The organism is Pedobacter sp. NJ-S-72 (genome assembly GCF_053890575.1).
In genome coordinates this window covers 5,273,961-5,299,020 of record NZ_CM132681.1, presented here as the reverse complement: position 1 = coordinate 5,299,020, position 25,060 = coordinate 5,273,961, and the positions used below count along the sequence as shown (strand labels likewise).

The 25,060-nt window shown below is 38.2% G+C and carries 26 protein-coding genes and 4 pseudogenes; 8 read left to right on the top strand and 22 right to left on the bottom strand.

All coding sequences use genetic code 11. The features are described 5' to 3' along the window. The first annotated feature begins 170 nt into the window (after nucleotides 1-170). Complete coding sequence (locus ACWYN3_RS34870; RefSeq protein ID WP_456218316.1) at nucleotides 171-500, top strand: hypothetical protein; 330 nt, start codon at nucleotides 171-173, stop codon at nucleotides 498-500. 353 nt (nucleotides 501-853) lie between these two features. Here ACWYN3_RS34870 and ACWYN3_RS34865 read toward each other — a convergent pair whose 3' ends face one another. The 3 genes and pseudogenes from ACWYN3_RS34865 to ACWYN3_RS34855 form a co-directional block, all read right to left on the bottom strand. Beyond that, nucleotides 854-1,171 carry a hypothetical protein gene (locus tag ACWYN3_RS34865; RefSeq protein ID WP_456218315.1) on the bottom strand — a complete coding sequence of 106 codons (318 nt, stop codon included), beginning with the start codon at nucleotides 1,169-1,171 and terminating at the stop codon, nucleotides 854-856. Nucleotides 1,172-1,331: 160 nt separating this feature from the next. Further along, nucleotides 1,332-3,894, bottom strand: a pseudogene (locus tag ACWYN3_RS34860) (ATP-dependent Clp protease ATP-binding subunit). Between the two features lie 310 nt (nucleotides 3,895-4,204). Beyond that, the gene (locus tag ACWYN3_RS34855) at nucleotides 4,205-4,456 is read right to left on the bottom strand and encodes a hypothetical protein (protein ID WP_456218314.1); all 252 of its coding nucleotides are present in this window, start codon (nucleotides 4,454-4,456) and stop codon (nucleotides 4,205-4,207) included. Nucleotides 4,457-4,712: 256 nt separating this feature from the next. Here ACWYN3_RS34855 and ACWYN3_RS34850 point away from each other — a divergent pair, with 256 nt between their 5' ends. From ACWYN3_RS34850 to ettA, 4 genes and pseudogenes are all read left to right on the top strand, one after another. After that, nucleotides 4,713-5,141 (top strand): Crp/Fnr family transcriptional regulator, encoded by a 429-nt coding sequence (locus ACWYN3_RS34850; protein ID WP_456218313.1) that lies wholly within the window; start codon nucleotides 4,713-4,715, stop codon nucleotides 5,139-5,141. Between the two features lie 86 nt (nucleotides 5,142-5,227). Continuing rightward, nucleotides 5,228-5,584 (top strand): DUF4406 domain-containing protein, encoded by a 357-nt coding sequence (locus ACWYN3_RS34845; RefSeq protein ID WP_456218312.1) that lies wholly within the window; start codon nucleotides 5,228-5,230, stop codon nucleotides 5,582-5,584. A gap of 246 nt (nucleotides 5,585-5,830) precedes the next feature. After that, the gene (locus ACWYN3_RS34840) at nucleotides 5,831-5,992 is read left to right on the top strand and encodes a hypothetical protein (RefSeq protein ID WP_456218311.1); all 162 of its coding nucleotides are present in this window, start codon (nucleotides 5,831-5,833) and stop codon (nucleotides 5,990-5,992) included. Nucleotides 5,993-6,210: 218 nt separating this feature from the next. Next, nucleotides 6,211-7,903: pseudogene (ettA, locus tag ACWYN3_RS34835) on the top strand (energy-dependent translational throttle protein EttA). Between the two features lie 11 nt (nucleotides 7,904-7,914). Here the strand turns inward: ettA and ACWYN3_RS34830 are convergent. The 10 genes from ACWYN3_RS34830 to ACWYN3_RS34785 all read right to left on the bottom strand — a co-directional run bounded on the left by ACWYN3_RS34830 (nucleotide 7,915) and on the right by ACWYN3_RS34785 (nucleotide 12,593). Further along, on the bottom strand, nucleotides 7,915-8,226 hold the full coding sequence (locus ACWYN3_RS34830; RefSeq protein ID WP_456218310.1) for a hypothetical protein: 312 nt from the start codon (nucleotides 8,224-8,226) through the stop codon (nucleotides 7,915-7,917). Beyond that, a complete protein-coding gene (locus ACWYN3_RS34825) occupies nucleotides 8,201-8,596 on the bottom strand; it encodes a hypothetical protein (protein ID WP_456218309.1) in 396 nt (131 codons plus the stop codon). The genes ACWYN3_RS34830 and ACWYN3_RS34825 overlap by 26 nt, the downstream gene beginning before the upstream one ends. A 92-nt stretch (nucleotides 8,597-8,688) precedes the next feature. Next, nucleotides 8,689-9,120 (bottom strand): hypothetical protein, encoded by a 432-nt coding sequence (locus tag ACWYN3_RS34820; protein ID WP_456218308.1) that lies wholly within the window; start codon nucleotides 9,118-9,120, stop codon nucleotides 8,689-8,691. A gap of 74 nt (nucleotides 9,121-9,194) precedes the next feature. Then, the gene (locus tag ACWYN3_RS34815) at nucleotides 9,195-9,482 is read right to left on the bottom strand and encodes a hypothetical protein (RefSeq protein WP_456218307.1); all 288 of its coding nucleotides are present in this window, start codon (nucleotides 9,480-9,482) and stop codon (nucleotides 9,195-9,197) included. A 124-nt stretch (nucleotides 9,483-9,606) separates the two neighbouring features. Further along, nucleotides 9,607-10,221 carry a hypothetical protein gene (locus tag ACWYN3_RS34810; RefSeq protein ID WP_456218306.1) on the bottom strand — a complete coding sequence of 205 codons (615 nt, stop codon included), beginning with the start codon at nucleotides 10,219-10,221 and terminating at the stop codon, nucleotides 9,607-9,609. Beyond that, on the bottom strand, nucleotides 10,205-10,540 hold the full coding sequence (locus ACWYN3_RS34805; protein ID WP_456218305.1) for a carboxypeptidase-like regulatory domain-containing protein: 336 nt from the start codon (nucleotides 10,538-10,540) through the stop codon (nucleotides 10,205-10,207). Before ACWYN3_RS34805 ends, ACWYN3_RS34810 begins: the two co-directional genes overlap by 17 nt. 223 nt (nucleotides 10,541-10,763) lie before the next feature. Further along, entirely contained in the window at nucleotides 10,764-11,012 is a 249-nt protein-coding gene (locus tag ACWYN3_RS34800) for a DUF1456 family protein (protein WP_456218304.1), read from the bottom strand. A gap of 2 nt (nucleotides 11,013-11,014) precedes the next feature. Beyond that, entirely contained in the window at nucleotides 11,015-11,647 is a 633-nt protein-coding gene (locus tag ACWYN3_RS34795) for a helicase-related protein (RefSeq protein ID WP_456223259.1), read from the bottom strand. 57 nt (nucleotides 11,648-11,704) lie between these two features. Further along, nucleotides 11,705-12,325 (bottom strand): DEAD/DEAH box helicase family protein, encoded by a 621-nt coding sequence (locus ACWYN3_RS34790; protein ID WP_456218303.1) that lies wholly within the window; start codon nucleotides 12,323-12,325, stop codon nucleotides 11,705-11,707. 49 nt (nucleotides 12,326-12,374) lie between these two features. After that, nucleotides 12,375-12,593 (bottom strand): hypothetical protein, encoded by a 219-nt coding sequence (locus tag ACWYN3_RS34785; RefSeq protein WP_456218302.1) that lies wholly within the window; start codon nucleotides 12,591-12,593, stop codon nucleotides 12,375-12,377. Between the two features lie 178 nt (nucleotides 12,594-12,771). Between ACWYN3_RS34785 and ACWYN3_RS34780 the strand changes: the two are divergent. Then, nucleotides 12,772-14,557, top strand: a pseudogene (locus tag ACWYN3_RS34780) (glycoside hydrolase family 15 protein). 32 nt (nucleotides 14,558-14,589) lie between these two features. Here ACWYN3_RS34780 and ACWYN3_RS34775 read toward each other — a convergent pair. Beyond that, the gene (locus ACWYN3_RS34775; protein ID WP_456223258.1) at nucleotides 14,590-16,737 is read right to left on the bottom strand and encodes a bifunctional alpha,alpha-trehalose-phosphate synthase (UDP-forming)/trehalose-phosphatase; all 2,148 of its coding nucleotides are present in this window, start codon (nucleotides 16,735-16,737) and stop codon (nucleotides 14,590-14,592) included. A 255-nt stretch (nucleotides 16,738-16,992) separates the two neighbouring features. On the opposite strand from ACWYN3_RS34775, the gene ACWYN3_RS34770 reads away from it, so the two are divergent. Next, on the top strand, nucleotides 16,993-17,466 hold the full coding sequence (locus ACWYN3_RS34770) for a ribonuclease H-like YkuK family protein (RefSeq protein ID WP_456218301.1): 474 nt from the start codon (nucleotides 16,993-16,995) through the stop codon (nucleotides 17,464-17,466). A 10-nt stretch (nucleotides 17,467-17,476) separates the two neighbouring features. Here the strand turns inward: ACWYN3_RS34770 and ACWYN3_RS34765 are convergent, their stop codons facing one another. From ACWYN3_RS34765 to ACWYN3_RS34750, 4 genes are read right to left on the bottom strand one after another with little or no spacing between them, the layout of a single operon-like run. Further along, nucleotides 17,477-17,713, bottom strand: a complete 237-nt coding sequence (locus ACWYN3_RS34765; protein ID WP_456218300.1) for a hypothetical protein — start codon at nucleotides 17,711-17,713, stop codon at nucleotides 17,477-17,479. A gap of 19 nt (nucleotides 17,714-17,732) precedes the next feature. Then, a complete protein-coding gene (locus ACWYN3_RS34760) occupies nucleotides 17,733-18,083 on the bottom strand; it encodes a hypothetical protein (protein ID WP_456218299.1) in 351 nt (116 codons plus the stop codon). 19 nt (nucleotides 18,084-18,102) lie between these two features. Continuing rightward, nucleotides 18,103-19,146: an outer membrane beta-barrel protein gene (locus ACWYN3_RS34755; protein ID WP_456218298.1), complete on the bottom strand. Its 1,044-nt coding sequence runs from the start codon at nucleotides 19,144-19,146 to the stop codon at nucleotides 18,103-18,105. A 46-nt stretch (nucleotides 19,147-19,192) separates the two neighbouring features. Then, nucleotides 19,193-20,587, bottom strand: coding sequence for an ammonium transporter (locus ACWYN3_RS34750; RefSeq protein WP_456218297.1), 1,395 nt, complete (start codon nucleotides 20,585-20,587; stop codon nucleotides 19,193-19,195). Nucleotides 20,588-20,928: 341 nt separating this feature from the next. Between ACWYN3_RS34750 and ACWYN3_RS34745 the strand changes: the two genes are divergently transcribed. Next, nucleotides 20,929-21,414 carry an SRPBCC family protein gene (locus tag ACWYN3_RS34745; RefSeq protein ID WP_456218296.1) on the top strand — a complete coding sequence of 162 codons (486 nt, stop codon included), beginning with the start codon at nucleotides 20,929-20,931 and terminating at the stop codon, nucleotides 21,412-21,414. On the opposite strand, the pseudogene ACWYN3_RS34740 reads toward ACWYN3_RS34745, so the two are convergent. The 4 genes and pseudogenes from ACWYN3_RS34740 to ACWYN3_RS34725 form a co-directional block, all read right to left on the bottom strand. Further along, a pseudogene (locus tag ACWYN3_RS34740) lies at nucleotides 21,387-22,356 on the bottom strand (TIGR01212 family radical SAM protein). The gene ACWYN3_RS34745 and the pseudogene ACWYN3_RS34740 overlap by 28 nt on opposite strands. Nucleotides 22,357-22,455: 99 nt before the next feature. After that, nucleotides 22,456-22,779 (bottom strand): hypothetical protein, encoded by a 324-nt coding sequence (locus tag ACWYN3_RS34735; RefSeq protein ID WP_456218295.1) that lies wholly within the window; start codon nucleotides 22,777-22,779, stop codon nucleotides 22,456-22,458. A 5-nt stretch (nucleotides 22,780-22,784) separates the two neighbouring features. Next, complete coding sequence (locus tag ACWYN3_RS34730; RefSeq protein ID WP_456218294.1) at nucleotides 22,785-23,240, bottom strand: hypothetical protein; 456 nt, start codon at nucleotides 23,238-23,240, stop codon at nucleotides 22,785-22,787. Between the two features lie 351 nt (nucleotides 23,241-23,591). Continuing rightward, nucleotides 23,592-25,013 (bottom strand): APC family permease, encoded by a 1,422-nt coding sequence (locus ACWYN3_RS34725; RefSeq protein WP_456218293.1) that lies wholly within the window; start codon nucleotides 25,011-25,013, stop codon nucleotides 23,592-23,594. Between the last annotated feature and the right edge of the window lie 47 nt (nucleotides 25,014-25,060).

Sequence of the window (25,060 nt, the reverse complement as noted above, 5' to 3'; positions counted from 1 at the left end):
AAAATGAATTATATTGCTAAACAATAAATGATTTTTGATAGAAAATATGATTCATTTCATTAGAAAAATCCCAACTATTATCCTGCTTTCTTTTTGCAGTATGTTCTTTTCATCTTTAGTATGCACACAGGAAAACATAGTAGCTGGTGCCTACGAGTATACAGCTCAAAATGGAACACACATACAATTCTATTTGTCCCGATCATCGTTTCGCCTTAGAACTAGAATCCGGTTCAACAATCCTCGAGATTAGGGGAAAATATACCATTAAAGGTGATTCTGTATACTTCGAACAGGATAAAACAGCACAAACCTTTTTTGATATCTATGCCGCTTATAATCCGGTCATCCCTAAGAGTAGAAGAATCATTTATAACTACCTTCCAAACACAGCTAATACCATGTTCTCTATTAACAAAGCCTATAATATAGCGACTTTCATCACACCCGGTATGGATTACGATAATGGTAGTAATTGGAATAAAAAAATATTTCATTAGAAAAAGGAAACAAACTTTGGTTATACACGACGAACAACCTCCACTACGTAGAAGAATATGTATTACCAGAAACCTTTAATGAGATTAATATTGTACCCGACCTCTCTCAGAAAGCCAATTTGAGATTACCCCGTAAAATAAAAGCCGTACTGACTACTCAGAAAAATTTAATCGCTGATCTAAACTTAGGATCAGGCGGACTTCTTTTTAAGCATATTCCAGATCCTTTAAATCAGGAAGATCGCCAAAAACTAAAAAAAAAAAACATTACCAGGACTCCATTTACACACAAACAACCTAAACTATACTACCCTAAAAATAAACCGTCAGTTTGAGGACAAAAACACCGATCCCTAACCATTATTGACGAAGAGCCACCTTACCAGCCTTCCAAAAAGTAATCCTTCTAAAAGCAAACCAAGCGTTCCTTCTAAAAGCAATCCAAACATTCCTTCTAAAAGCAAACCAAGCGTTCCTTCTAAAAGCAATCCAAACGTTCCTTCTAAAAGCAATCCAAACGTTCCTTCTAAAAGCAAACCAAGCGTTCCTTCTAAAAGCAAACCAAGCGTTCCTTCTAAAAGCAAACCAAGCATTCCTTCTAAAAGCAAACCAAGCATTCCTTCTAAATAAATTAACCACCCTGCCAAACCTTCAAAAAGTAATCCTTCCAATTAACATCATATAATTGGCATCTTCCAAGGTCAGACAAACGAAAAAAAACCAGGCTTTGTATTTTTCAGACATTGTTCATCCCTTCAGATGAACGCGGTCTGTAAAAATACAAAGCCTGGTTTTTTTATATTAAAAAGGCCGCCCTTTGGAGGCAGCCTTTTATATGTCAGTATTGGAGTGATTACTCAATACTTCCTTCTTCTTTTTTTTCTTCTTACCCGGGCTCTTATTTTCAACTACAATAAGATCAGTTTCCTTATTGTAATCTATTTCAAGCGTGTCCCCATCGTTAATCTCTCCTTTAAGGATTTCTTCAGCGATAGGATCTTCCAGATATTTTTGAATCGCACGTTTCAATGGTCTGGCACCAAAGTTAATATCGAAACCTTTATCAGCAATAAACTCTTTTGCCACATCAGTCAATTTAACTTCATAACCTAAACTATGAACCCTTCCAAATAGCGATTTAAGTTCGATATCAATGATTTTGAAGATCTCATCTTTACCAAGCGTATTAAACACTACCAATCATCATCAACACGGTTCAGGAATTCAGGAGCGAAAGCACGTTTCAATGCATTTTCGATTACCCCTCTTGAATGTGCATCAACCTGGTTTGTTTTAGCATTTGTAGAGAAACCGATACCCTGACCGAAATCTTTAAGCTGACGTGCACCAATATTAGAAGTCATGATAATAATCGTGTTTCTAAAATCGACTTTACGGCCTAAGCTATCAGTCAGCTGACCTTCATCCAACACCTGTAACAGGATATTAAACACATCAGGGTGAGCTTTTTCAATCTCATCTAACAGAATAACAGCATAAGGTTTGCGACGTACTTTTTCAGTTAACTGACCCCCTTCTTCATAACCAACATATCCCGGAGGCGCTCCCACTAAACGTGAAACAGCGAATTTCTCCATATACTCACTCATGTCAATCTGAATCAGTGAGTCATCACTATCGAACATGAATCTGGCCAGTTCTTTAGCAAGCTCAGTTTTACCAACACCAGTAGGCCCTAAAAAATAAACGAACCAATTGGTTTTTTAGGATCTTTCAATCCAGCTCTTGTACGTTGAATAGCTTTACTTAATTTTTTGATCGCATCGTCCTGACCAATAATTTTAGTAGCTATAGTATCATACATATTCAGCAATTTCACGCTGTCAGTCTGACCTACACGTTGTAAAGGAATACCAGTCATCATGGAAACAACCTCAGCAACATTATCCTCAGTTACCGTGTAACGTTTAGTTTTAGTTTCAGCTTCCCATTCAGTTTTTGCACGATCAAGCTCTTCCAAAAGATTCTTTTCAGTATCTCTTAATTTTGCAGCTTCTTCATATTTCTGGCTTTTTACAACTTTATTCTTTTCAACCTTGATATTTTCAATCTTGTTTTCAATATCAATGATGTTTTCGGGAACATGAATATTAGTCAAATGCACCCTTGAACCAGCTTCATCCAGTGCGTCAATAGCTTTATCCGGAAGGAATCTGTCAGTAATATATCTTGTAGTTAAAGCAACGCAGGCATTTATTGCCTCATTTGTGTAAGTAACACCGTGATGTTCCTCATACTTCTCTTTAATACGGTTTAAAATTTCAATAGTCTCATCAGGAGAAGCAGGCTCTATCATTACCTTTTGGAAACGACGATCCAAAGCTCCGTCTTTCTCAATATACTGGCGGTACTCATCAAGAGTAGTTGCACCAATACATTGTATTTCCCCTCTTGCTAAAGCAGGTTTGAACATATTGGAAGCATCCAGGGAACCAGAGGCTCCACCAGCACCAACAATAGTATGGATCTCATCAATGAATAAAATTACATCAGTTGATTTTTCCAGTTCATTCATTACCGCTTTCATACGTTCCTCAAACTGTCCACGGTATTTAGTTCCTGCAACTAAAGAAGCAAGATCTAACGTAACCACACGTTTGTTGAACAATACTCTTGAGACCTTACGTTGAACGATACGCAAAGCAAGGCCTTCAGCAATCGCTGATTTACCTACCTGGCTCACCAATCAAAATAGGATTATTCTTTTTACGACGGGAAAGGATTTGAGACACACGTTCAATTTCTTTTTCACGTCCTACAATAGGATCCAAACGGCCCTCTTCCGCAGCTTTTGTTAAATCTCTTCCAAAGTTATCCAGAACAGGAGTTTTGGATTTAATGTCAGATACTTTCTTAGGACTGCTAAAGCTTTCCTCTTCACGGTAATCATCATCACCACCAGTAGAAGCGCTACCTTGAGTTTCATCTCTGAAACCATTTTTATTTACTTCTACTTCTTGTTTGAAGATTTCGTAATTGATACTGTACTGTAATAATATCTGAGATGCGATATTATCATCATCACGAAGGATTGACAACAGCAAGTGCTCTGTTCCTATTAAATCACTCTTGAAGATTTTGGCTTCCAGATATGTGATTTTTAATACTTTTTCGGCCTGTTTAGTTAAAGGGATATTTCCCAGATTAACCGTAACACTGGAAGTACCCCTTACTGCCCTCCTCAATTGAGAGCGCGCAATTTAGACGTATCAACCCCCAGCGATTTCAATATTTTGATGGCCATTCCGTCGCCTTCGCGAATCAGACCTAACAAAAGATGTTCAGCGCCTATATAATCATGACCTAATCTCAGGGCTTCTTCCCTGCTAAACGAAATCACGTCTTTTACCTGTGGTGAAAATTTAGCTTCCATATATACCTTTTCTTAAACGCAACGCCCCTAAACTATAAAATATGTTTTATAAAAGAGCGTCACCTATATGATTTATTTTATCAACAATTACGCCATACGGCAGAGGATAGATTTCGTTAATGACCTTATTCCACTAAACTTACTAAGTTTTGACACTAATCGCAATATTATTTTATTTGTATTAGAAAAATAAAATATGTTCTAAAGTAGTTTAAATAATCATTAGAGAAACTGATCATCCTTATTTTGGGAGAATTGTCCCTAAAATGTAATGATTATTATGCCACAAACCACCTGTCATTTTTAGTTATTATAATTTAAAAGCAACAAAATGGCAGTCATCTTTAGAATTTTCAATCCACTCCCCTATTTTTTTGACAATAGGTTTTAGCATATTATATTCTGTTTGCCAGATTATAGCTTCATCACTGATCACAGGACTAATTAACCCAATAAATTTATCTTCTAAAAACACCCTGTAACCTGAGCCATCCGCTACTGATAGTATTAAAAATTTTCTTTTTTGACCACGATATTCATCTTCGTAGATGTACTGCTCCATAAATAGGCGTTGATATATATTTAACGCATCAAATCTCTAAAAATTTTACCTATTCTTGGAGAAGAAATTATTCCAGAGACAGATCCTTCAATTGATATGATGATACCTGAGCTTATTCTAAAAAATATTGCCAAACATATTTCACTCGATAAAGAGGAAGCAGACTGTTTCACATCATTCTTAAAACAAAAGAAGGTCCAAAAAAAGGAATTCATACTCAAGGGAGAGGAAATCTGTAAGTAAGTATATCAATTTTGTGCATTCTGGTACATTGAGAGCGTATTACCTGGACAAAGCCGGCAAAGAATCAACTATTATGTTTGCTGTTACCGATTGGTGGATAACAGACATGTTTTGTTTCATCAATCAACAGCCAGCGATGCTGACCATTGAAGCAGTAGAAGAAAGTATCATTTTTCAGCTATCAAAAGCAGATCTTGATCAGTTATATAACAAAATACCCAAATTTGAAAGATTCTTCAGGGTAATTTTCCAAAACGCATATATCAGAGAACAGCTGAGGACTATAGAAAACCTGTCGCTTTCGGCAGAGCAGCGGTATAATATATTCCTGAATAAATATCCGCAGGTAGTCAGGCAGGTTACTCAAAAACAAATAGCGTCCTATTTGGGCATTACTCCAGAATTTCTAAGTATGATCAGAGGAAATAAACACAAGAAGTGATTAAAAGACAAACTTATGATTTCTTAAACTACTTTATTTTTTTCAGAGATTTTGTTCCCTTGTTTTGTAGAAATAAAAAAAAAGATATGTTAATACTTATAGCAGGGCCTTACCGCAGCGGTACAAATGACGATCCTAAATTAATGCAGCAAAATCTAATCAGATTAGAAGCGGCAGCTCTTCCTTTATTTAGATTAGGGCACATTCCAATGATTGGTGAATGGGTTGCCTTACCTCTGCTTCATCTTGCCGGCTCCACAAAACCAGGTGATCCAGCCTATGAAGAGATTTTATATCCAGTAGCACATCGTTTACTTTTAAAGTGTGATGCTGTGCTTCGTCTGGATGGTGCTTCAAAAGGAGCTGACGAAGATGTAAGAATTGCAACAGAAAGAGGGTTAAAAGTATATTATCGTCTGGAAGATGTACCCCGGGCAGAATAGCAAAAAAACATACAATATGAGCTTTTAGGGGACAGTCACTGTCCCCATCTTAATACAATCCCTTCCTTTATGCCTTCTTTTTCCAAAGCTTAAAATGAGCATTTCATTATTTAATATTTTCCTCAAACAATAAGTGCGGGCAACAAGTATTATATGATATATTTCAATTATCATTGTTTTGTATAGCAAAGATTAAAAACCTTCGTTTTCAACAGCTATTCTTGCCCATAACACTCATTTTATATTATGCTTGAAATCAATACAAAAGAAGATATCATTATACCCTTTGATAAAATAGGTGATGATGACTGGAAAATCAATACCAGCAAAATTATTGAAGCCCTTGCCCAAAATCGCAGAAAGACCATCATCCCCGTTACTTATTCAGAAATTAAAGGAATTGACTAAAAAGTCTCCACAGTAACTTTATACTCCTTCCTATATTGAATTCATTCTTATTTCAGGTTTATCGCAAAATTCGACCTTATATCTGACAAACAATTTTTTAATGGGTTTACCTTGCTTATCTTTGTGAGCTCTATCTAAAATAAGGACAGAGAAACCAATCAGAGATTTAACAATAAATAAGAAAGCCTTTTAAAGGCATAAAATATTAAACCCCAATTATGTCAGACGAAAAAATAATCTTCTCAATGGCGGGAGTAAATAAGATTTACCCCCCTCAAAAACAAGTATTAAAAAACATATACCTTTCATTTTTCTACGGAGCCAAAATTGGTGTTATTGGTCTTAACGGATCGGGTAAGTCATCTGTATTAAAAATTATTGCAGGTATCGACAAAGCATTTCAGGGTGAGGTTGTATTTTCACCAGGTTATACCGTTGGTTATCTTGCACAGGAACCAGAGCTGGATGAGAACAAAACTGTTCGTGAAGTTGTAGAAGAAGGTGTTGCAGAGATTACTGCTATCTTAAAAGAATACGAATCGATCAATGAGCAGTTCGGATTACCAGAAGTTTATGAAGATGCTGATGCAATGGATAAACTGATGACTAAACAAGGTGAACTGCAGGATAAAATCGATGCAGTAAATGCCTGGGAACTGGACAATAAACTGGAACGTGCGATGGATGCTTTACGCTGCCCTGATCCTGATCCTGACACTAAAATTGGTGTTTTATCAGGAGGTGAGCGTCGTCGTGTAGCTATGTGCCGTTTGTTATTACAGGAACCAGACGTTTTATTACTGGATGAGCCAACCAATCACCTTGATGCAGAAAGTATCGACTGGCTGGAGCAATTCCTGAAAGATTATAAAGGAACAGTAATAGCAGTTACCCACGATAGATACTTCCTTGATAATGTTGCCGGATGGATTCTTGAACTTGATCGTGGAGAAGGTATTCCATGGAAAGGTAATTACTCTTCATGGTTAGATCAGAAAGCTAAACGTTTATCACAAGAAGAGAAAACTGAAAGTAAACGTCAGAAAACATTAGAGCGTGAGCTGGAATGGGTTCGTATGGCACCAAAAGCCAGACATGCTAAATCTAAAGCACGTTTATCAAATTATGATAAACTGGCCTCAGAGGATTCTAAAGAAAGAGAGGACAAACTGGAGCTATTTATCCCAGCTGGTCCAAGGTTGGGTAATGTAATGTAGTTATAGAAGCCAATAACGTAACTAAATCGTACGGAGATAAAATACTTTTTGAAAACCTGAGTTTCTCTCTTCCTCCAGCGGGAATTGTAGGTATTGTAGGTCCTAACGGAGCTGGTAAAACTACCCTTTTCCGTTTAATTACTGAGCAGGAAACACCAGATGAAGGAACTTTCAGAGTAGGTGAAACTGTAGCATTAGGTTATGTGGATCAAATGCACAATGACCTTGACGGGAACAAAACAGTTTACGAAAACATTACTGACGGACTTGATAACATTATGTTAGGTAACAAATCAGTAAGCGGACGTGCTTATGTCTCGAAGTTCAACTTTAACGGTGGTGATCAGCAGAAGAAAGTAGGTATACTATCAGGTGGAGAACGTAACAGGGTACACCTTGCAATCACCTTGAAAAAAGGAGCGAATGTTTTACTGCTGGATGAGCCAACCAATGATATTGACGTAAATACTTTACGTGCACTAGAAGAAGCATTGGAAAACTTTGGTGTTGTTGTGCAGTAGTCATCAGTCACGATAGATGGTTCTTAGACCGTATTTGTACACATATTCTGGCATTCGAAGGTAATTCACAAGTTTACTTCTTTGAAGGGAACTACAGTGATTACGAAGAGAACCGCAAGAAACGCTTAGGAGATGTAACTCCGCACAGAATCAGATATAAAAAATTAAGCTAACAACAAGCTGTTTACTTAGCTTTTTTATGGCCGAAATTCTGTAAGCGATAATTAAAACTAACGAGGAAATATCTGGTAATTTGATTATACCGACTATCAGTAATCGAATTATCAGATATACTTCTAACCAGGTTATTTCCCTGGTTCAATAAATCATAAGCCTGCAAAGAGATCGTTCCCTGTCTATTCTTAAACAGGATCTTCTCCAGACTCAGATTAATCAGCAATGGATTCGCTATCGCAAGTGAATAACCAGAATTAATCTTCTTGGAGACATCCGCACTCAGTGAAAAGTTTTTATCCACAAAGGCAGGCACGGCCACTCCAGTTAAATTGCCAGGTTTCAATATTTCTCAATTTCAGCAATTCAATAGAATAACGGTTACTGCTATAAGTATAGGTTGCAGAAGTAGATAAAGTTAGGCGGCGCTGACTCATTCTTAATTTCATGGTCTGCGAAAAATTGATATTTCTATTCTGATTCAGATCATTATTAGTATAAGAGATCATATTGATATAATCAAATGTACCTCTGAATTCCGCACTGAATTTATTCTTCGCAAAGGGCACAGCATAAGAATACATACTCCCTATTAAATAGGCACCATTTGCATTTGCATAGTGCGTTTCCTGCTTTAAGCTGTTCAGTGTATCTTTTAACAACACCACATTACTGACCACCTGATCTTCCACCACAGATCCGTTTAATGCAAGTTGCAGGGTAGACCCATTTTGTTCATCGGTATGCTGGTAACTAAGATTTCCTGAATGGGTAAAACTAGATTTCAGATTTGGATTACCAATAATAACATTGATATATTACTGATATTCGGTACAGGCTGAAGCTGATAAAAATCAGGAGCAGTACTACTTCCGGTATACACGAAAGCCACATTGTCCCAATTGGACAGATTATAGCTTAAATTCACAATTGGTGAAACGTTAAGTTCGAAGTGGCTGATCCGATTTTCGTTACCAGCATATTGGCCGGTTAGCAGACTTGGTTGAGCAGTTACACCAAAACTATAATTGAGACGTTCAGCCTGATAACGATAACTTACTGCAAAACGCTGAAACATAAATGCAGATGAATATATAGAACTCAGCGAATCTACTACACTAGTCTTACCAATGCTATTATCGATTTTTGTATACAAACTATTCCTGGTTTTGCTCAGAGAAAAGAAATAAGAGAAATCTATGTTTCTTTTAACCAATGAGTCGCTGGAAGAATTTAAAGGCTCACTATATCTAAAGTCAGCAGTAATTGTATTTGTTCTGTTCTCGGTATCTACAAACCGGTTAACCAGAGAGAGTCTTTCACCAATTCCCCTTGATCATAATAACTGATTTTATTGCGCAAATCATCATTAATCTGGTTGATTCCACTACTCACAACCACCCCTGCCGCCATACTTCTGCCAGGTTTCTCCATGCTCCTTGCCCATACAAAATTACCATTCAGATTAGGTGTCTTCACATATGATCCGCTCCCATTTTGCAGATCCTGCATGATCAGTCCGGTTTGTTTGGAACCAATGCTTCCGTCTCTGTTTTTCGTTGCCAGAGAAGCACCCAAAGAGGCTTGAAAATAGCTCTTATTCGCTATTGACTGGATATTAAAATTAATATTATGATTATTATCTTCCGATTTAGCGGCCGATTCCGATTTATTCTTAATCGTGCCTTCTGTGGTTATAGTTTCAGTCGAATTCTGCTGTTGTGAGAGATTTTTTATTATAACTATAATTATAGCCTGCGCTGGCCGTAACCTCATTTGATAACTTGTCCCTGTAATTAACACCTGCTGTTGCAGTAGTATTCACACCTGCTTCATTATTCGTATTATTTGAGCTGCTGCTAAACCCAATCTGCTGACTGCCATCCCATATATTTCCATTCCCCTGCAGGCCATAACGCTTATTTGTACCTCCGCTAACCAGAATATTTCCGAAAGTCCCCTTATTTTGTCCGGCCTTTGTGACCAGGTTCAACATTTTCTGGGGTTCTCCGGTTTTCATGCCTGTAAAATTAGCTTCATCCCCATAATCATTAATGATTTCCACTTTATCTACTACACTTGCGGGAAGCTGACTGATGAAATCTTTTACATTACTGGTAAAAAAATCTTCGCCATTTACTCTTAATTTCTGCAATGGCCGCCCCATTGTAGTGGTATTACCGTGCTCATCGACCTCTATACCAGGCAACTGCCTCAATAAATCTTCTACCCTGTCATTTTCAGAAACCTGGTAAAAAGAAGCATTGTATTCAATTGTGTCTTTCTTTATTTTTATAGGTTTATCCCTCCATTCCATTGATCACAACCTCGTTAAGCAGGTTAGATTCCAGGTCAAGGACGATCATATCCAGATCCAGATTCTGCTGCCCCTGTTTAAATTGAAAAGATTTGGTATATGGTTTGAAACCCACACTCATAACGAGCAGAGAGATCTTATCAGCTTTAAAACCTGAAAAAATGAATCTTCCGTGGGTATTGGTGACCGTAGAGAGCGTGTCTTTATCTGCAATGATAAAAACATCAGCTCCGGACACTACATCTTTCAATGAATCTATTACAGTTCCTGTCAGTCTATGCGGCGTTTGTGCAAAAGCAGCATAGGAACAAAGAAACATAAAGGCATGGAATAAAATTATACATTTTAAATGACCTGAATTTCCAGTAAATTTTAAAAATCTAATCATTCGTCATGCAATCCTATTGGCCATTTTCAAAAATGCAATCCTTGTGAGAAGGCAATATTAAGCCTTCTTTTCACAAGTATAACTGTTTGTTCGAGTAAATTAACCCAATTTCAAAAATACAGGAGAATTCCCGGGATTTTGCAATTAAAAGCCTTTAATCGATTGCTGGAGGAGTCAATTTCTCAACTCTCGGACCTCTTTTAAAGATTACTAATCCATTGAGGAAATTACGCAGGATCTGATCACCGCATGGTTTAAAATTAGGATGATCTTCACTTCTGAAAAACGAACCCAGTTCACTTTTAGTTACCTTAAAGTTTACCAGTTCAAGGATTTTAATAATATCTTCATTATTCAACTCAAGCGCTACGCGGAGTTTTTTTAAAATGTCGTTGTTGCTCATAATTACATCGCTACTTCTATCTTTACTTTCTTATTTTTTATTTTCTCGTTGGCCAGAGCTGCAAGAACCTTATTAACCATATTGCGTTTGATGGCCACATATGAACTCGTATCTTTTACCTCTATCAATCCAACATCATCCTTCTCTAATCCACCTTTTTTAAGCAGTAAACCAACGATATCAATCTTGTTCACCTTATCTTTTTTACCCGCAGCGATATATAAAGTCTGCCACTGGCTATCTTTTGGCAACTGATAATTACCTTTTAATTTTTCGATTTCAATATCACTTTTCAAAAAAGGATACTTGTCTTCTTCAGTCATCATCAGATAAGCTGTTCCTTTAGCATTCATACGTGCTGTACGGCCATTTCTATGCAAGAATGCATCTTCTGTATAAGGTAACTGGTAGTGAATGATATATTCTACTTCCGGAATATCAAGTCCGCGCGAAGCCAGATCGGTAGTGATTAATATTTTAATACTTCCATTTCTGAATTTCAGTAAAGCACGTTCTCTTTCATCCTGCTCCATTCCACCATGAAAGATATCATGTGCAAGATCCTTATCAATAAGCAAGTCACTGATACGATCAACCGTTTCTCTGTGATTACAGAAAAGAAGGGTAGTTTTTATTTCCTATTTTACAGATCAGTTCAAATAAAGTATCCAGTTTATCTTCTGCGGTAGTCATTACCTTTTTTTTTTCAAATCCGGTGCAACCTTAACATCTTTCAGGAAATTGATTTCTACAGAAGACTTAAGGCCGGTAAAATCAGGAATAGCTTCCATCTGTGTTGCAGAAGTAAGCATACGTTGTTTTAAGGAACGCAGGTTACCAATAATATAAGCCATGTCTTCCTGAAACCCAAACTCAAGGGCTTTGTCAAATTCATCCAGTATCAAAGTGGTAATAGATGATTCATCAAAGTTTTCTTTTCTCAGGTGATAAGCAATCCTTCCAGGTGTACCAATAAGCACAGCAGGAGGTTGTTCAAAGTTGTTTTTCTCAGTTTTCACCGGGTGACCGCCATAGCAGCAGTTAACTTTGAAACCAGTACCCATTTGTTTAAATACCTGCTCAATCTGTAAAGCAAGCTCCCTTGAAGGAACCAATACCAACGCTTGTACCCCTTTTGTAGCAGCATTTAAATTTTTTAAAACTGGCAATAAGAAGCCAAGAGTTTTACCAGAACCTGTTGGCGCAAGCAAAACTACATCCTTTCCTTTATCTGTAGCGGCAATTGCTGCCAGCTGCATTTCATTCAAAGAAGCGATTTTTTTTAAATTACCCAATACCTTTTCTACCATCATGCAGCAAAGATAACGGAATTAAGCAAAGATTAGCGCAAAAGGGAATGGTCTAATATTTTAGGAATTTCTTTCTGATTTTATTCATCCGCAGCTGTGCATTTTTTTCCAGCTTCATCAACATCATTCCCCTCTTAGTCATCCAGGAAGTGACTTTATTGTTAGCCTTCTGAATTGGGGAATAGATCCTCTCCTCCAGAATATCAAGATATTTAGCATTAGACCTGCTTTGTTGCAGTAAGAAGAATTCATTCAACAGTTCTGTTTTCATCTTTAAAGGCTTTAAATGAGGATTCGGTTTTTAATTATTTAACGACCGGCAATCGTACAATAGTATCATCATCGCTCTTATAAATATACATAATTTCTTTATGTCAACAAATAGTATAAAAGTTTGTTTATTTCTATTAATATCAAACACAATAATAATATAATAAAACACACATTTAATGGACAGACATACCTATCAGACAGGAATAATTGGAAACTGTGCCTTTCTTGCGCACATCAACAAAAACACTAATATTGATTGGTTATGCTGGCCAAGATTCGATAGCTCATTCGTCTTTGGCGGATTGCTTGATCAGGAACAGGGCGGAGAGTTTTCTATCCTTCCTCATGGAGAATACACCTCCGAACAGTACTATATGGAAAATACCAATATTCTATGTACTGTAATCAGTAATGAAGAAGGAAAATACCGGATTACCGATTTCGCACCAAGATTTTATCAGCATGAACGATTCTATAAACCATTAATGTTAATCCGTAAGATTGAACCGCTTGAGGGTAATCCAAGAATTAAAGTAGCCTGTAATCCTGTCTTTAATTATGGAGAAGGAAAACAGCAAGGTTCAAGAGGCAGTAACCATATCCAGTTTACCGGAGCTGAAAATGATATGCAGTTAAGTACGAACATCTCACTTTCATACATTGAGGATGAAAAACACTTTGCACTGAACGATACTAAATACCTTATTCTTACTTACGGACACGATCTGGATGCCCCTATTGAGAGTACTGCAGAGCGATTTCTTACAGAGACCAGGAAATACTGGAGAACGTGGATCAAACATTCTACCATCGCAGGATTTCATCAGTCGCTGGTTATCCGTTCGGCATTAGTCCTGAAAATCCATCAATACGAAGACACAGGGGCAATTATTGCTGCCAGTACAACCAGCTTACCAGAATCTCCGGGAAGCACACGTAACTGGGATTACCGCTACTGCTGGATGAGGGATACTTACTACGTGATCACCTCATTAAACCATATTGGCCATTTTGAAGAAATGGAAAGGTATTTTAACTATATCACAGATATTTCTTTCCGGGATGACAAACGATATCAGCCACTCTTTGGGATAGCTGGTGAGCGTGTCCTTACAGAGCGTATTCTGACTAACTAACCTGAAAGGTTATATGGGTAACCAGCCTGTACGTGTAGGTAACCAGGCCTATGAACATATTCAGAATGATATTTATGGACAGGTATTAATCTCTATGCTGCCTTTATATACAGATAACAGGTTTGTTTTTAGCGAACGTAAAGATTCTGCAATCTGGCTTGATTACTTATTGAGTAAGATTGAAAGTACAATAGATGAAAAGGATGCGGGAATCTGGGAATTCAGAAATCAGGCCAATATGCATTGTTACACGAACCTTTTTCAATGGGCAGGTGCCAGTGCAGCTTTAAAAATGGCTAAAACTATAGGAAACAAAGAATTTGAAGAGCGGGCAAGATTGCTGATTGACCGTGCAACAACCCATATTGAAGCTTGTTACGATCCTGAGAGAAAAGTTTACAACCATGCAGTTGATAGTGCACATCTGGATGCAAGTACTTTACAGCTGATCTTAATGAATTACCTTGATCCCGATTCACAGCGGGCAAAAGATCACCTTATTGCTTTGGAACAAGAACTTAAAGGAGCAAACGGCCTGTTTTACCGTTACCGTCATACCGATGACTTTGGTAAACCTAAAACAACGTTCCTGATCTGTGCTTTCTGGTATGTGGAAGCGCTGGCCATCGTAGGCCGGTTAGATGACGCAGTAAGAGAATTTGAATTATTGATTGGTTATGGTAACCACCTTGATCTTTTTGCAGAGGATGTAGATGAAAAAGATGGCAGTCAATGGGGGAATTTCCCACAGGCTTACAGTCATGTGGGACTAATGAATGCTGCGCACAGAATAGCTATTAAACTAGACAAGCCCGCTTTCTTATAGGAAACGGGCTTGCTTAAATATTTTGAGGGGGTCTATGATGTTGCTGATAATGTTTTCAGGAACTCACGGACTTCCACAAAATCTCTCAGGTAATATCTTGCTGCAGAAATATTGCTGCCTACTTTAATTGTATAATCTTCTGGTTTTAATGCCTTAAAAATATCTTCATCTGTATGGTCATCGCCCAATGCGATAATAAAATCAGGATGATGATCATATAACCAGGCTAAAGTAGCTTTACCTTTATTAACCTCAACATTTTTAAATTCAATCACTTTATTGCCAGGCATCATCTGCAAACCATGATCAGCGACAGTTGCTGCCAGGTGACTGATGATTTCATTCGCTCTGAGCTCCCCCAGGCCCTCTTCTGCCTTACGGTAATGCCAAACCAATGAATAACTTTTCTCTTCCGTGAAGGAGCCCGGAGTACGGTCAGTATAAGCATCAAGTACCGTTCTTATTTCCTGTTTCCACTTATCAGTCAGTAAAGGCAGAGACTTCCATTCTTGCTGATCATGCTTCTGCCATGCGCCATGTTCAGCTATTAAACCAAGTTTCAAATGCCCAAACCATTCTTCCAATGTCTCATGCCTGCGCCCGCTGACAATAACTACACTATTTGCAGGATCTGCAGCTAAAGCCTGGAGTATACGATATAACTCTTCATCCGGCGAAGCCTTATCTATATCTCCGTTAAAACCGACAAGAGTACCGTCATAATCCAGAAATACATATCTGTCTGTGGCTTTCGCATAATCCGCCCCAATCTGTTCTCTTATTGCTTTAACAGCGTGTTTAGTTAACAATGATTCTTGCATATGTTTGACTTCATCTAGCTTATCCATAAAATTCTTGACCCAAAGGTGTATATCAAATTTCTTCACAATCTGCCTCATGACAGACATCCTTCTTTTCTGCTCCGTGGCCGGCATATTTAACGCAGTAACAATTGCCCGCATGACATCACCTATATTATTAGGATTTACAATCAGCGCATCATTCAATTCTTTCGAGGCACCTGCCATTTCACTTAAAATGAGCACCCCGGTATTATCTGCTCTGCTGGCCACATATTCTTTACTGACCAGGTTCATCCCATCACGCATTGGCGTAACCAGGCAAATATCGGCGGTATAATATAATGCTGATAAAAACTCTATAGGGAAAGAAGAACGATAGAAATAATGTACAGGTACCCAATTTAATGTTCTGAAATGTGCATTGATATTCCCAACCAGCTGATCAATCTGATCTTTTAATTCTTTATACTGAGCGACGGTATCTCTTGAAGGGACAACAATCATATACAATGATAACTGCTCTATATACTCAGGATGAGTTGCCAGCAATAATTCATAAGCCTGTAAACGTTGTAATATCCCTTTGCTATAATCAAGTCTGTCAATAGTTAAAATCACCTTACAACCGTGCATCGTCTCTTTAAGAGACGCCACATGTTCAGCCACAACCGGATCATGAGTCAGGTCCTCAAATTTTCCTGCATCAATTCCCATAGGAAAGGCTTCTACAACAATCTGCCTGTCTTTATAATTGATTACGTTATTTGATACTTTCGCAGTAGATAAACGCGAAGCTGCACTCAGGAAGTGCCTTACATCATCGAATGTATGGAAACCAAGTAAATCAGCCCCGAACATTCCGCTAATCAATTCTCTCTCCAGGGAATAAGACGAAACAAGACGAAACATCTCATAAGAAGGAAAAGGGATATGCTGAAAGAAACCAATGATGACATGAGGCTGTGAAGCCCTGATTAATTCAGGAAGTAATAAAAGCTGGTAATCATGTACCCAGACTGTATCTCCTTCATTAAGATTTGCAGTAACTACATCTTTGAACTTTTCATTTACACTTTGATAAAAGTCCCAGTAAGTTTGTTCGAAATGCGCATAGGTGACCATATAATGAAAAACAGGCCATAACACTTCATTGGAGAACCCCTCGTAATAAAGATTGATTTCATCGGGAGTTAAAAATACCGGTATCAGATTTAATTCAGCAAGCTTATCGGTAACTTCCTGCTGTCTTTCTTCAGGAACCTCTATTCCAGGCCATCCTACCCAAATGTTATTTCCTTTTTTATATACCGATCCTAAACCGGTGGCGAGACCTCCTTCACTTGGGCTCAGTAGGTATTCCCCATTCTCTTCTACTATTTTTTTTTACGGGTATCTGTTTGAAACTATAATTGTTTTATTCACCATGTTATAGCTTAATTAACATGATTTCTTACATATTGTTTTAATTTTTATGTAATAAAGAAATTACAAGTATGAACAAAATAACCTGACCACTGTTGACAACTATCTGATTGTTAGTAATTAAACAACAAATAATTAACGTATCTTTAACATAATCACCTTAATTTTAGGAAACCTGAATACGGGTTGTTAATCTAACACCTATAACGTATGACCTGGAAAAAATTCAATGGCGAAGTAATCCACTTGCCGATTTTAGAAGAAGTAGAAAAAGCCATCATCAGAGAAACCCAAAATGGCTATCATCTTAAAGTATGCGTTGGTACAGATTCGCAGGTTAAAGGTGCTTACACAGATTTTGCTACCGTGATTGTTTTATTGAGAGAACAGCATGGCGGGTTTATGTACATCCATCAGGAGAAAACAACGCAACAAATGAGTATCAAAGAAAGAATGCTGATTGAAGTACAGAAATCCATAGAAACAGCCTATGCTGTATGTGACTTGCTGGACTTATATGATGTAGATCTTGAAGTACATGCAGACATTAACACCAATCCGATGTTCAAATCTAACAAAGCATTGAACGAGGCTATGGGATATATTCTAAGCATGGGGTTTATTTTCAAAGCTAAACCAGAGGCTTTTGCCAGCTCAACCTGTGCAGATAAAATGGTTCATTAGCAAAACGGGCTTACCAGCTTTTAGTAGAAATCGTAAATTGGGTTTTATTAAGCGGTTTGGCTTGTTGCGATGCAGACAGATATTCTTTGAACTCGGCAGCAAGGGCGGCCGATTGTCTGCCCGCGTCACTTACGTAAGAAGACCACTCTCCCGCATTTAATTTGCCCGGGCTTTTCTCTAATGGTATTCCTTTAACAGTTGAAGGGACAAAATTACCATAGCGATCCCTTTGATAGGGAATAAACAAGAAATTTGTTAACCAGAACCTATATATCGCCCCCTTTAATTTCAAACCTGAAATTATATAACACCTCGCCGCTGGGATGTGATAATACAAATGCAGTTTTACTAATTACAAATTTACCCTGCTTCTCTAATGCGACACTATCAACCGAAAAAGGAGCCATCTTTTTTTGCTTAAAGAATGCTTTCGCCCTCAAGTACAGAGAATCAGCAGACACAGGGATTTGAGGAACTACTTCATAATAGATATACTTCCCGCTTTCATCCTTTTGTAATTCTTTGAGCTCTTTTTTACCCTGGGCAAATGCGCCTGAGACGATCAGCAGCAAGAATAAAAAAAATAGAAAGGCACCAGGCCATAAGGCCTGATACATTTCGTGGTTATAGTTGAATCTAAAATGCATATACAGCAGCTAATGAAAATTGAGAAGCATTTTTTGTAGGATCAAGATTATTTTTAACAAATCTTGCCGTAGAGCCATTATCAAATCTGACCTCAGGAATAAACGTCAGTCCGCCTGCTTTTAAGTTAGCCGTTAAAGTGATCGATTTAACATTCGAACCTTTCAGATCAGGAATATCCTTAGTCTTAAAATACTCACCCCTCAGCCCTAAAGAAAAGTTTGTGGTAAAAGCATTTTGCAAATAAAGCGCAGCACCACTATAACCGCCGTTATCATTAGTTACAGAGTAATCAGCAGCATTCAGCCCGATTTTAACTTTCTCAGTTACCTGATAGGAAGTAGTCAGGTCATAAATCGACCCTGTTCCTGTGGCACCCGCAGCTCTTCCAGTCAGCAAATTCAGATAAGCAGTCCATCCTTCAACAGGAACCACAGTCAGTTGAGCTCCGAAATGCGTAACCCCATTTACATCTTTATAAGCGTTCCAATCATTAAACAAGCCCACCATCAAAGCGATTTTCGGAGAAAAGGTATAGTTAGCTCTTATTCCCGCATTCTGAAAAGGCCCGCTTGTAAACAGGTACGAAGTAGAATAATTAAAATTACCCGTTGGGACAATCACCTCATAACCAATAAACGTACGTCTCATATATCCAGCGGTCAGTGCTAACTTATTAGTTACGGCATAAGACATATATAAGTTCTGAATATGAAAAGAGTTATCAGCATTTCCAGCCTCTCCTTCCCCATTGGGTATTGAGCCGTATTGTCCCCTCGGGCCAAAAGATAATTCTCCTACGAAAGAGGCCTTTCCTGTAGTTTTCTTTAGGGCCAGGTCAATCATTCCGATTGATACTGAATTCTGATCATTCGCAAAGCTCGTCCCAATGTTCGGCTTCTTAGAGAAATCATATTTGTAATAGACATCGGCCGACCCCGAAATCTGCAGCGGCGATGATGATGTCGTTTCCTGAGCGTAAGTGGCAGCGCTCATGGTAAGGGCAGAAAGCGTGAAAAAAGATTTAAGCTTCATAGTGGTTGGTTAGGTTGGTTTAGGTTGCAAAAGATATTTTATGAGATCATACCAATGTAGATTGCTCCATTTCAAGCCCTGTTGAAGAGACAATCAAAGTACCCTGAGAGAATATTTTCTCATTATGCTGACTTGCATCAAGCCCCTCCTCTTCTTCTTCGGAAGACACACGAATAGGTTGAATTACATTGATCAGTTTAAAAATCAGGAAAGACACGACGAAACTGAATACAGCTACAATCAGCACCCCCCCCTTTAACTGCGTAAAAAAGAAAGCGGGGTTTCCGTAGAATAAACCATCAGCTCCAGCCGCATTTACTGTTTTAGTAGCAAACACACCAGTTAGCAACATCCCTACAATACCACCTACACCATGACAAGGAAATACATCCAGTGTATCATCCAGGCTAGTTTTAGATTTCCACATCACCGCAAGGTTAGATATAATAGCAGCAGCAACACCGATGAAAATACTATGGGGAATAGCTACAAATCCCGCTCCCGGAGTAATAGCAACAAGACCTACTACAGCACCAATACAAAAACCCAATACCGAAGGTTTTTTACCCCTCAATACATCAAAAAACATCCACGAAAGACCTGCTGCACCAGCAGCAGCAGCTATATTTGTTGTGGCAAAAGCAGATACCGCTAAGTTATTTGCACCTAAGGCAGAACCTGCGTTAAATCCAAACCAGCCAAACCATAAAAGACCTGTTCCAATTAATACATAAGGGATATTTGCAGGTGGGATTTCCTGATGATCCTGGTGAACTTTTCTTCTTTTAAGTACCAATGCACCTGCAAGTGCAGCCATACCTGCCGAAATATGCACTACTGTACCACCAGCAAAATCCAGTACCCCCATTTTAAACAGAATACCATCAGGATGCCATGTCCAGTGTGCCAGCGGAGAATAAACAAATATGGCGAACAGCACGATAAACAAAATATAAGATGTAAAACGGATACGTTCTGCAACAGCTCCTACTACCAGTCCCGGAGTAATGATTGCGAACATTAACTGGAACAAAGCGAATAAGGTTAAAGGAATAGTCGGAGCAAGACTCCACGCCGGACCAGAATTAACCCCCTGGAAAAACAGAAAAGTAGATGGATTGCCTATCAGACCATGAATACTTTCCCCAAAGGCCAGACTGAAGCCTACGGTTACCCATAGTACACTAATAACACCTGCAGAAACTATACTTTTAATCATAGTTGAGATCACATTTTTTCTGTGAACCATACCGCCGTAAAAGAAAGCAAGGCCCGGCGTCATCAAAAACACCAATGCAGTTGCAACTAAAATCCATGCAATATCAGCTGCATTGTATTTTCCTGCATCAAAATCAGCATGTAATGGAACAAAAAGCGCTGCAATTGCGACAATCGCAAGAATAACGAACGGAATTACCTGTTTAAATAGAACTTTATTCATATATATTATATTTTTATTGGTTTATCGGTTGATTTATTATGCAATAAACATAAAAATAGTAATAAACATTAATAAATAAATAACAAATAAATCAAAAAAACACTAAAACAAAAGACCAAAAACATATCATAAATCACAAAAAAAAAAAAAAAAAAAAAAAAATAATAAAAAATACATTATTCGAATTTTTTACAGTAAAATCAATAACAATATTTAAAATTAATTCAAAAAACAGCCAGAAAATATATGATTATTGTTTTTATTCAGTTTTACCAGAAAAAACACAAACAAGAAGTAGTTTAAACTGTTTATTATTAGCCTACACCTTTTTTGATCAAAACATGAAAGCTTTCCATCTTAAATTCTCTCAATTCCTTCCAATAAGTCTGTCCGAAGCATGGGATTTCTTCTCTTCTCCTGCAAACCTCGCTAAAATCACCCCCAAAGACATGGCTTTTACTGTAACCTCACCGCAAACAGCCGAAAAAATGTATCCCGGAATGATTATTACTTATAAAGTATCCCCGGTAGCAGGCATTAAATTAAACTGGATGACAGAAATCACCCAGATAGCAGATCATAAATATTTTATTGACGAACAGCGGTTTGGTCCATATAAATTCTGGCACCATCAGCATCATTTCAGGCAGATACCCGGAGGTGTGGAAATGACAGACATCCTTACCTATGGATTACCCTACGGAATTATCGGAAATATTGCCAATAGTATATTCGTAGCACGAAAATTACAGCAGATCTTTAATTTCAGAAAGCAGAAGACAATTGAATTATTCGGGGATTATACCAAGGCAACGGCAGGTACATAGGCAGAACCCTGTACAATACCTCTTTTCTCGATTTCCCTGTCAATATAAGTCTGAATAGATGATTTATTTAATCCCCAGTTTGGAGCGATTAATAAATCCCAGTCAGAAATACCAAACAGACGCTGAATAACCACATCAGGTCTCAGCAAAGGAATCAATTTACATAAAAGGTCAGTATATTCTTCAAGCGTAAACAACTTGAAAGGCTCTTTTTTGTATTTAGCCCCCATAATAGACCCCTCAACAATATGAAGGTGGTGGAATTTAACAAACTTAATTTTCGGAAACTTATTAATCTCATGAATATATTCAAGCATCATATCCTCAGTTTCCCATGGAAAACCAAAAATCGTATGCACACACAAAGATCAAGCTTACTATTATCCAGTAATTTCACAGCCTCAACAAATTCTGCGTGGCTGCATCCCCTGTTAATCTGATTTAGCGTATCATCATAAATAGACTCCATTCCCATTTCCAGATCCACATCAAAGCGATCAGCATAACTTTCAAGCAATGCTACCTTTTCAGCGTCGATACAATCCGGGCGCGTTCCAACTGAAAATCCGACTACATCTTCACTATTAATAGATAAAGCTTCATCGTACATCATTTTCAGATAATGCACCGGAGCATAAGTATTCGTATTTGGCTGAAAGTAAACGATAAATTTATCCGCTTTATAAAAGCCCTTACCGCGTTCCATTCCCTGTTCCAGTTGTTCCCTGATTGTAGGTAACTTCCTTGAAAGCTCAGGAGTAAAAGAATCAACATTACAATAAGTACATCCTCCATAGCCTTTACTACCATCCCGGTTCGGACAGGTAAACCCACCGTCAACAATCACTTTGAACACACGTTGTCCTTTATACTTTTCCTTAAGGTGAGGTGAGTACCGTAATTATTATAACCTTTTATGCCTGAATCTAATGGAGTTCCCAAATTGCTTTTTATTATTTTTTTTTTTTTGCAAAAATACACCTTTTAATTTAAAGTTCAAGCCATACGAAAGCAACAACTGGGAGAAACCAAAGGCTAAATCTACTTAAGAGCAGGCAGATTTCCACTCTTAACTGACTTAGTAAAGTCGCTATAACTCTTTTTGATATAAATAATCATCTCATAATCCGACATATCTTCAGCCTGAGCACGTGATGGTCTGTATTTATTAATAAACTGTTGAAGCGGGTCCCCTTTTAAAGAAGTCACCCTGGTTATCTTTGATTTTGAAAAGGCCTTATCCACATAATTATTGTCTTCCCCTACCAAAAGTGTTTTTTGTAATCTCGACGTTGGACTTTTATCCTTACCAAAAAAATTAATAAACTGTAGCACATCAATACCAGCAATAGCAGCTGTGCTCATGGTATTTATATATTCCGATCAGGAAAACGCGGAGACCTGACATAAGCAGATTTTGAAACAAGTACATTCTGGATCTTCGGGCTCTTGTACCCATACACAGACCTGAATTCCTGTCTGTTTCTCAACGAGTCAAAGTGATACTTATTTTTCGCCTCAATTCTCACTTCCTGTAATATTAAAGGAAGAGGTTCAAGCATAATCACCATATTCCCCTTATTTCCCTTAAGCGTAAAAGAGTAAGTAACATAATTTGCCCGGCTAACCTTGATAACTTCCCCCGTATTAATATCAGCCAGCCCGAAATCCCCTTTCGAGTTACTAAAAACAATTCCATACCCCGTGGTTATCGTGGCATTCTCAACTGGCAGCCTGGTATCCTTATCAATAATAGTTCCTGTGATCCGCTGAGCGAAAAGGTAAGAAGAACAAAAAACAAACACTAAAGTCCAAATAAATTTCATGCCTGCTGATTTAGGTAGTTGTAAATAATTTTATCACCTAAATTTAAGCAACTTTCTGAATATTATCCCGTACGAAACGATAATAATAATAAAAACTTAGCACCAGATGACAAAGCCACCCAACTATGCAATCCTAACAAGCAATCCAACTAAGCAATCCTAACAAGCCACCCAACAAACAATCCAACGAGTTATGCTCATCAGTATCACCATCCTATTCTTTTCTCAAGTCTAAAGGCCCGGCCAGGTTAGAAAAATAAAAAAAATGCTTTACCAATGTGAGGACATAGCAATCAAGCCCTCTTCGGGCGCAGAATGCCGGCCGAACATGGTAAAGCATTTTTTTATTTCTTATTGGATAGCCTCTTTAGGCTTAGAAAAGTAATAGACAGGTATCCCTGCGAGCATGATGAGTACACCCCAGCCACACGTACTAAACTTAGTCATCAGCAATGCCACACAAATAGCCGCAGCCACCACCATATACAAAGCTGGCAGTACCGGATATCCAAACGCCTTATACGGGCGAACTAACTCCCGACGTTTCCTTCTCAGAATAAAAATCCCGTAAATGGTCAAAATATAAAAGATCATCACAATAATCACTACATAATCCAGCAGATCGCCATACTTCCCGGTTAAACACAACACAGAAGCCCAGATACACTGGAACCACAAAGCCCATCCCGGTACACTCGACTTATTCAGCTCAGCCGCCTTTTTAAAGAACAAACCATCTTTAGCCATCGTATAATAAACCCTTGCACCAGCCATGATCAGTCCGTTATTACAGGCAAAAGTTGAAATCATGATCATCACTGCAATAGTGATCGTACCTACATCCCCAAAAATATATTGCGCTGCTACAACAGCCACCCTATCCGATTTCGCAAAAGCGATCTCATTTAAAGGCATCACAGAGATATACATCAGGTTCGCCGATATATAAATCACACTCACAATGAAAGTCCCGAGAAACAAGCTAAGTCCTACATTACGCTCCGGTTTCTTAATCTCACCAGCAATAAAAGTTACACCAACCCAGGCATCACTCGAAAAAAGAGAGCCCACCATTGCTGCTGCAATTCCTGAAAGCAAGGCAGTACCACCAATAGAAACCCACGAACCATGCTGTGCATCAAAAGCCCTCGTATTCCATGCATCAGCCCAATTCGCATTCCATACCTCAGTATTTGCAGCAATTAAAAATCCGCCGGCAATCAAGCCCAGTAAAGAGAAAATCTTAATGATAGTCAGAAAAGTTTGAAGCATTTTACTATCCTTCACCCCTCTGCTATTGATATAAGTAAGCAGAATAATTGTCACAATAGAAACCAGCTGAGCCGCATTCAAATGAAAAGACCCTACACTATATAATATGTTCGCATCACTTAAAGGCTCATAGAGGTAAGCCGCAAACTTAGAAAAGGCTACCCCTACCGCAGCAATCGTACCCGTCTGAATAACCGCAAAGAAACTCCACCCATATAAAAATGCGATCAGTTTATTATACGCCTCTTTAAGATACACATACTGCCCGCCTGCTTTTGGGAACATCGCGCTGAGCTCACCATAACTTACAGCAGCCACTACAGTTACCAGTCCTGTCAGCACCCAGATCAGGATAAGCCAGCCGGCTGAACCAACTTGTCTGGCAATATCAGCGCTTACAATAAATATACCTGATCCGATCATCGAGCCTACGACTAGCATAGTTCCGTCTAAAAGGCCAAGCTCCCTCTTAAAAGAGGTATCCTCAATTTCTTTGTTCATTGGTTGGTTTTGGTTGGTTGATTTTTTTATAATCCGTTACGGATGGT

Bases quoted from the DNA above. Each gene is read 5' to 3' on its own strand.
- ACWYN3_RS34870 (WP_456218316.1), top strand. From the start codon at position 171: ATGGAACACACATACAATTCTATTTGTCCCGATCATCGTTTCGCCTTA.
- ACWYN3_RS34855 (WP_456218314.1), bottom strand. From the start codon at position 4,456: ATGGAGCAGTACATCTACGAAGATGAATATCGTGGTCAAAAAAGAAAA.
- ACWYN3_RS34845 (WP_456218312.1), top strand. From the start codon at position 5,228: ATGTTAATACTTATAGCAGGGCCTTACCGCAGCGGTACAAATGACGAT.
- ACWYN3_RS34840 (WP_456218311.1), top strand. From the start codon at position 5,831: ATGCTTGAAATCAATACAAAAGAAGATATCATTATACCCTTTGATAAA.
- ACWYN3_RS34810 (WP_456218306.1), bottom strand. From the start codon at position 10,221: ATGGAATGGAGGGATAAACCTATAAAAATAAAGAAAGACACAATTGAA.
- ACWYN3_RS34805 (WP_456218305.1), bottom strand. From the start codon at position 10,540: ATGTTTCTTTGTTCCTATGCTGCTTTTGCACAAACGCCGCATAGACTG.
- ACWYN3_RS34800 (WP_456218304.1), bottom strand. From the start codon at position 11,012: ATGAGCAACAACGACATTTTAAAAAAACTCCGCGTAGCGCTTGAGTTG.
- ACWYN3_RS34790 (WP_456218303.1), bottom strand. From the start codon at position 12,325: ATGATGGTAGAAAAGGTATTGGGTAATTTAAAAAAAATCGCTTCTTTG.
- ACWYN3_RS34785 (WP_456218302.1), bottom strand. From the start codon at position 12,593: ATGAAAACAGAACTGTTGAATGAATTCTTCTTACTGCAACAAAGCAGG.
- ACWYN3_RS34770 (WP_456218301.1), top strand. From the start codon at position 16,993: ATGACCTGGAAAAAATTCAATGGCGAAGTAATCCACTTGCCGATTTTA.
- ACWYN3_RS34760 (WP_456218299.1), bottom strand. From the start codon at position 18,083: ATGTATCAGGCCTTATGGCCTGGTGCCTTTCTATTTTTTTTATTCTTG.
- ACWYN3_RS34755 (WP_456218298.1), bottom strand. From the start codon at position 19,146: ATGAAGCTTAAATCTTTTTTCACGCTTTCTGCCCTTACCATGAGCGCT.
- ACWYN3_RS34750 (WP_456218297.1), bottom strand. From the start codon at position 20,587: ATGAATAAAGTTCTATTTAAACAGGTAATTCCGTTCGTTATTCTTGCG.
- ACWYN3_RS34745 (WP_456218296.1), top strand. From the start codon at position 20,929: ATGAAAGCTTTCCATCTTAAATTCTCTCAATTCCTTCCAATAAGTCTG.
- ACWYN3_RS34735 (WP_456218295.1), bottom strand. From the start codon at position 22,779: ATGAGCACAGCTGCTATTGCTGGTATTGATGTGCTACAGTTTATTAAT.
- ACWYN3_RS34730 (WP_456218294.1), bottom strand. From the start codon at position 23,240: ATGAAATTTATTTGGACTTTAGTGTTTGTTTTTTGTTCTTCTTACCTT.
- ACWYN3_RS34725 (WP_456218293.1), bottom strand. From the start codon at position 25,013: ATGAACAAAGAAATTGAGGATACCTCTTTTAAGAGGGAGCTTGGCCTT.